This is a genomic window from Alkalibacterium psychrotolerans (assembly GCF_054784355.1).
In genome coordinates this window covers 1-553 of record NZ_BAAGPH010000052.1, presented here as the reverse complement: position 1 = coordinate 553, position 553 = coordinate 1, and the positions used below count along the sequence as shown (strand labels likewise).

1 protein-coding gene is annotated in these 553 nt (G+C 41.4%); it reads right to left on the bottom strand.

Annotation, left to right across the window (positions count from 1 at the left end):
• Positions 1-456 (bottom strand): transposase (locus ACYVLS_RS08835; RefSeq protein WP_460323680.1); only part of this gene is annotated, 456 nt, incomplete at its 3' end.
• Between the last annotated feature and the right edge of the window lie 97 nt (positions 457-553).

The window sequence follows — 553 nt, the reverse complement described above, 5'->3', positions numbered from 1 at the left end:
TGTTTGTCGATCCTGGAGGTGACGCTTAAATGCTTGCTTGCCTCGTCTTTCTTTATGACCGTTAGGTTTCCGCTTGCCCTTCATGGGTAGAGTGGAAACGTTAAATATCTCGCTGTCTTGAAATCGACGATAAAGGGTTCGCATAGAACAGCGGATGTCTTTCTCAGCTCTGCCAAGAATGACATCTGGTGTCCAGTGGTCAGCTACTTTCTCTTTAATGTATTGAACTTGATCCTCAGGCAATTCAATTTTCTTCGCACCACAGTGCGATTTATTTTCTTTATAGCGACGGTAGTAATCTAGTATCGTCTTGCCGGTTTTGAGGTAACCTTTCACATTATAGATCGGTTGTTTGGAACGTCCTAGCTTAACTGCAATTTGTGGCACTGATAGTCCGATAGTAAGATAAGTCTCTATCCAACCGAGTTCTTCCATGGTAAGATGGGTGTAGGCCATTTGTGGTCACTCTCCTAATTTTCGTGGTTGTTAATTTTGGAATGAGTGTACCACAAATGGTTTTTTTAATCGTCTAGCTTAATTTTACAATTCAAGT